This window comes from Nonlabens dokdonensis (assembly GCF_002162835.1).
Taxonomy (GTDB): Bacteria; Bacteroidota; Bacteroidia; order Flavobacteriales; family Flavobacteriaceae; genus Nonlabens; species Nonlabens dokdonensis_B.
In genome coordinates, this window is sequence record NZ_MAAX01000147.1 from 1 (window position 1) to 5,312 (window position 5,312).

Sequence of the window (5,312 nt, forward strand, 5' to 3'; positions counted from 1 at the left end):
CTTTCTGCCTCCATGCGACACTTTCTGGCAGGTAATCCTCAAATGCTTCTCTTAAAATATGTTTTTCCATTTTTCCATTACCGCACATTTTATCTTGTGGATTAAGTTTCATTGCGACATCAATAAATTCTTTGTCAAGAAAAGGTACACGACCTTCAATTCCCCAAGCGGCTAAGGATTTATTTGCTCTTAGGTTGTCATAAAGATGTAAAGTATCAAGTTTGCGTACTGTTTCTTTATGAAACTCCTCTGCATTAGGTGCTTTGTGAAAGTATAAATATCCGCCAAAAATTTCATCACTACCTTCTCCCGAAAGTACCATTTTGATTCCCATAGATTTAATCACACGAGCCAGCAAATACATAGGTGTTGATGCTCTGATAGTAGTCACATCATAGGTTTCTAGAAAATAAACTACATCCTTAATGGCATCTAAGCCTTCTTGAATGGTGAAGTTAACGCTATGATGCACAGTACCTATATGATCTGCCACCTTTTGAGCCGCTTCTAAATCTGGACTTCCTTCTAGTCCTATAGCAAACGAGTGTAACTGCGGCCACCAGGCATCTTTATGGTCTCCAGATTCTACACGCTTAGCAGCATATTTCTTTGCAACGGCACTTACTATGGAGCTATCTAGCCCGCCAGAAAGTAAGACTCCATAAGGAACATCACTCATAAGATGTCTGTGTACAGAATCTTCCATAGCTTTTTTAAGATCTGAGACAGAGCTGGTATTGTTTTTTACCGTATCATAATTTTTCCACTCTCGATCATACCATTTTGTAAAGCTATTATCTTCACTGTAATAGTAATGACCAGGAGGAAAGGGCGCTATTTCATTACAAGTTCCTTCTAGTGCTTTGAGCTCACTTGCAACATAAAATTGCCCCATGTCATCTGTTCCATAGTACAGTGGTATAATTCCTTGATGATCTCTCGCACAAAGGAATACATCTTTTACACTGTCATAAAGTGCAAAGCCGTACATGCCTGTAAGCTCATCAAGAAAGTCTACGCCTTTATCTTGGTACAACGCAAGTATCACCTCGCAATCTGATTTTGTTTTAAAAGCATAATCGGGATATTTACTTCTTATGTCTTGATGGTTGTAAATCTCTCCATTTACCGCAAGTATAATACTCTTATCTTCACTGTATAAGGGTTGTCCTCCAGATTGAGGATCTACAATTGTTAGTCGTTCATGGGCAAGTATAGCCTTGTCACCACAATAGATTCCAGACCAGTCAGGACCTCTATGTCTTATGATTTTGGACATTTCTAAAATTTTTTCTCTTTGCTCTGAACTGTCTTTTTTCAGTTCAAAAACACCTACAATACCACACATATTACTTATTTTTTAAATGAAAAAAGGCCTACCGTTTAAGTAGACCTTTTGAATATTTTATACATCAGAGACTACCTACCTTTTGGGCAGATTATTATTAGTTCTGAAATTATTATTGTTTAACATAGAGTAACAAACATAATTATTTTTTAGTCATAAACAAGCAATTCTATAATTATTAATCTTAAATTAAAACTATATCGCTATAGTTTTGTGATTATTTTTATCTCGCTTTCGCGAAAGCGAAACTATCATAACAATTTTAATAATTATCTATCTTGCCTTTATGAATAAACTATTTAAGGTTCTAGGTCCTGGAATATTATTTGCCAGTACGGCTATAGGTGTTAGTCATCTAGTTCAAAGCACACGTGCAGGAATGCTATACGGTTATGGATTTTTAGGAGCGATTATAATTATCAACATTCTCAAGTATCCATTTTTTGAATATGGGACCAGATATGCCGCAGGTAGTAATGAAAGCTTGATAGACGGTTACAAGCGATTAGGTAAATGGGCAATATGGTCCTATTTTATGGTGATGATAGTAAGCTTATTTTTTGTTAGTGCAGCTGTATTTCAAGTTACAGCGGTATTTATGAAAGAATTGTTTCAAATGGAAGATGTAGGTTATACATTTTTACCTCTTTTATTAATTATAGGATCTTGTTATTTGATTTTGGCATTAGGTAAATACAAATTCCTAGATCAGTTTATAAAAGTGGTAGGTATAGCTATGATTATATGTGTGACCGTTGCATTTATCATGACCTTTTCCAAAGATGATGTAATCACTTCTGAACAATTCAATGCTCCAGAATTATGGTCATTAAGTACTATTCCCTTTGGTATTGCACTTTTAGGATGGATGCCTACTGCGGTAGATTTAAGTACCTGGAATAGTCTATGGACTCTAGAGAAACAAAAAATAAGTGGTTATAAAGCAACTGTAAAAGAGTCTACAAATGAATTTGCGCTAGGATATGGAATAAGCGCTGTTCTCGCTGTACTTTTTCTAGCTTTAGGAGCTATGCTTGTTTATGGTACTGATACAGTCATAATTTCTAGTAGTGCTGGCTTTGCAAATCAAGTCATCAATCTTTTTACAAGCGCCATAGGTGAATGGGCTTATTATATAATTGCAATTGCTGCATTCTGTATTATGTATGGAACTAGCATAGGAGTACTAGATGGGTATTCCAGAGCATTAAAACGCACTAGTGAGGTGTTGTTTTTTAAAAGCAAGGAAGCTGGTGAACAATGGTACTTGTGTGCACTAACGATTACTGCTATAGGCGGTTTTTCTATTTGTTATTTTTTAAATGGCAATCCTCAGGGATTTCTTTTAATTGTAGATGTAGCAACTATATTATCTTTTCTATTTGCTCCTATTGTAGCTGTGCTTAATTACCAACTTGTTGTAAGAAAAGAATTCCCAGAAGAGCATAGACCACATTTAATTATGAGGTTGATATCTCTTTTGGGAATTACGGTGTTGAGTGTTTTATCACTCGTTTACGTATGTTATTATTTTGGAGCTTTCAATTAATGTCGAGCACTTTCCTTAATGATCTCGGGCATTTTGGCAGCAAACTTTTTAAACCTAGGTATAGAGACACCTCTTATATAACCTTGATTAGGATGTAATTTTGCATAATCTTGATGATAATCTTCGGCGATCCAGAATTTTTGAAAAGGTTTTACTTCAGCAGCCACTTTGTAACCTTCTTTAGTTAGTGCTGCTATTTTATTTTCAATTACTTTTTTCTCTGTATCATTTTGATAGAAAATAATGCTTCTGTATTGAGAACCTATATCTGGACCTTGACCATTAACTTGTTCAATATTTTGAGAGGCAAAATAAACGTCTACTAATGTTTTAAAAGAAACCTTTGTTGGGTCGTATATGATTTCATTAGCTTCAGCATGTCCTGTTTTACCTGTGTTACTATCTTCATAGGTAGGATTTTTTGTGTGTCCACCAGAATATCCAGAAATGGATTCTTCAACACCTTTTACTCCTTCATAAATCTCTTCTACACACCAAAAACATCCACTAGCAAAATAGGCTCGTTTCATACCATCTTGAAGAGGAACTTGAATAGGATCAGTGTTTATGGCTGTTTCTTCTACTTGTTTTTGATCGTTGCATGTGGATGCAAGTAGCATCATTACAAAAAACGTTAGAAATTTCATGTTTTAATTTATTATCAATTAGAAAGTAAAAGTATGTAGCTTATATAGATCAGGCTATTAAAAAAGGGTTAAATAAAAATCCCATAATCAATAAAGATTACGGGACTTTAAGTACTATTATAATTTACTATAAATTATAGCTTAGCAAAAACTTTTTCCATTTCTTCTACTTGTTCTTGAGCTAGAGCCGCATCTACTAAAATACGTCCAGAATGCTCATCAGTAATGATTTTTTTACGACTAGCGATCTCAACTTGAACTTGTGGCGGAATTGTAAAGTAAGAACCTCCAGAGGCACCTCTTTCTATAGGTACTACAGCAAGTCCATTCTTTACATTAGTCCTTATACGAGTATATGCTTTAATTAATCTAGGCTCTATAGAAGCTGCATGATCTTCACTCATTTTAAGAAGAGCATTTTCTTCTTTTTGAGTTTCTTCAAGAATCTCTGTAAGTTCAGATTTTTTGTGTTTCAAGTGATCTGTTCTGTCAGCTAGACGTTCTTTGCTTTTATCAACAACCTCTTTTTGTTGTTCAATTTGAGCTTTAAATTCACGTATGTGCTTTTCGGCAAGTTCTATTTCTAGTTCTTGGAATTCAATTTCTTTAGATAGAGAGTTGAATTCACGATTATTGCGCACATTTTTTTGTTGCTCACTATACTTAGCAATCAAAGTTTTAGACTCTTCTATTAAGTTCTTTTTATCTTTTACTTTTTGAGAAAGTTCTTCAGTATGAGCGTCTAACTTAGACATACGAGTTTTTAATCCTTCAACTTCATCTTCAAGATCTTGTACTTCTAAAGGTAGTTCACCACGTACATTACGTATTTCATCTACTCTAGAGTCGATTAATTGTAGATTGTAAAGCTCTCTTAACTTGTCTTCTACAGTAGCCTCGGTCTTTTTTGCCATCTTTTAATAATAATTAACTGGGTTTGTTCGCGCTTTTGCACAAAGGACTGCAAAATTACTAAATTTTTCTGTAAGATATTCATGTAAAATGTTTTTTGTAAACTGCTCGCTTTCATAATGTCCCACATCACATAGAAGAATGTCTTGCCCTTGGAAAAAATCATGGTATTTTAAGTCTGCAGTAATGTAGGCATCAGCCCCAGATTGTAAGGCGTTTTTTATTGCAAAAGCTCCAGAACCTCCTAATAGAGCGACTTTTTTAATGTTACGCTTTCGCGAAAGCGAGCTTCTTATCACTCCTGTTTTAAAAACAGATTTAGTTTTACCTAGAAAATCTTCTACACTTAGCTCTTCACTTAATTCACCTATTACGCCCATTCCTATGTTTTGATAGGAGTTTTCTAAGGTTGTAATCTCATAAGATACCTCTTCATATGGGTGAGATTGAACTAAAGCTTGAATAACTCGTGTTTCTAAATGAGGTAAAAACGTCACCGATAGCGCGTTTTCCCCTACTTCTTCTAACACTAATTTTTCGCCTAATTGAGGATTGCTCTCTTCATTGCCTTTAAACGTACCAGATCCATTTTGTGTGAAACTACATTCTGAATAATTGCCTAACTGTCCAGCGCCAGCTGTGAATAGAGCTTTTTTAACTTGTGCGGTATGGTCACAAGGTACATAGGTGACCAGTTTTTTAATGAGTTGCGATTTAGGTATCAAAGTGTGCACGTTTTTCAAACCCATTTCTTGAGCCATTCTATAGCTCACGCCACCTTTTGCGACATCAAGCGCAGTGTGTATCGCATATATTGAAATATCATTTTTAATAGCTTTTACTACAGCGCTACGCA

General features: G+C 35.0%; 5 protein-coding genes. 1 reads left to right on the forward strand and 4 read right to left on the reverse strand.

Annotated elements, in window-relative coordinates:
• A partial coding sequence (gene asnB, locus A9Q93_RS09635) for an asparagine synthase B (protein ID WP_303687180.1) occupies positions 1-1,348 on the reverse strand: 1,348 nt, incomplete at its 3' end.
• Between the two features lie 286 nt (positions 1,349-1,634).
• Between asnB and A9Q93_RS09640 the strand changes: the two genes are divergently transcribed.
• Positions 1,635-2,897, forward strand: a complete 1,263-nt coding sequence (locus A9Q93_RS09640) for an NRAMP family divalent metal transporter (protein WP_303687181.1) — start codon at positions 1,635-1,637, stop codon at positions 2,895-2,897.
• Here the strand turns inward: A9Q93_RS09640 and msrA are convergent.
• The 3 genes from msrA to A9Q93_RS09655 all read right to left on the reverse strand — a co-directional run.
• On the reverse strand, positions 2,894-3,544 hold the full coding sequence (gene msrA / locus A9Q93_RS09645; RefSeq protein ID WP_303687182.1) for a peptide-methionine (S)-S-oxide reductase MsrA: 651 nt from the start codon (positions 3,542-3,544) through the stop codon (positions 2,894-2,896). The genes A9Q93_RS09640 and msrA overlap by 4 nt on opposite strands.
• 134 nt (positions 3,545-3,678) lie before the next feature.
• Entirely contained in the window at positions 3,679-4,458 is a 780-nt protein-coding gene (locus tag A9Q93_RS09650) for a zinc ribbon domain-containing protein (RefSeq protein WP_303687183.1), read from the reverse strand.
• 3 nt (positions 4,459-4,461) lie between these two features.
• Positions 4,462-5,312, reverse strand: an 851-nt coding sequence (locus A9Q93_RS09655) for a YqfO family protein (protein ID WP_303687184.1), incomplete at its 5' end; no start/stop codon positions are given.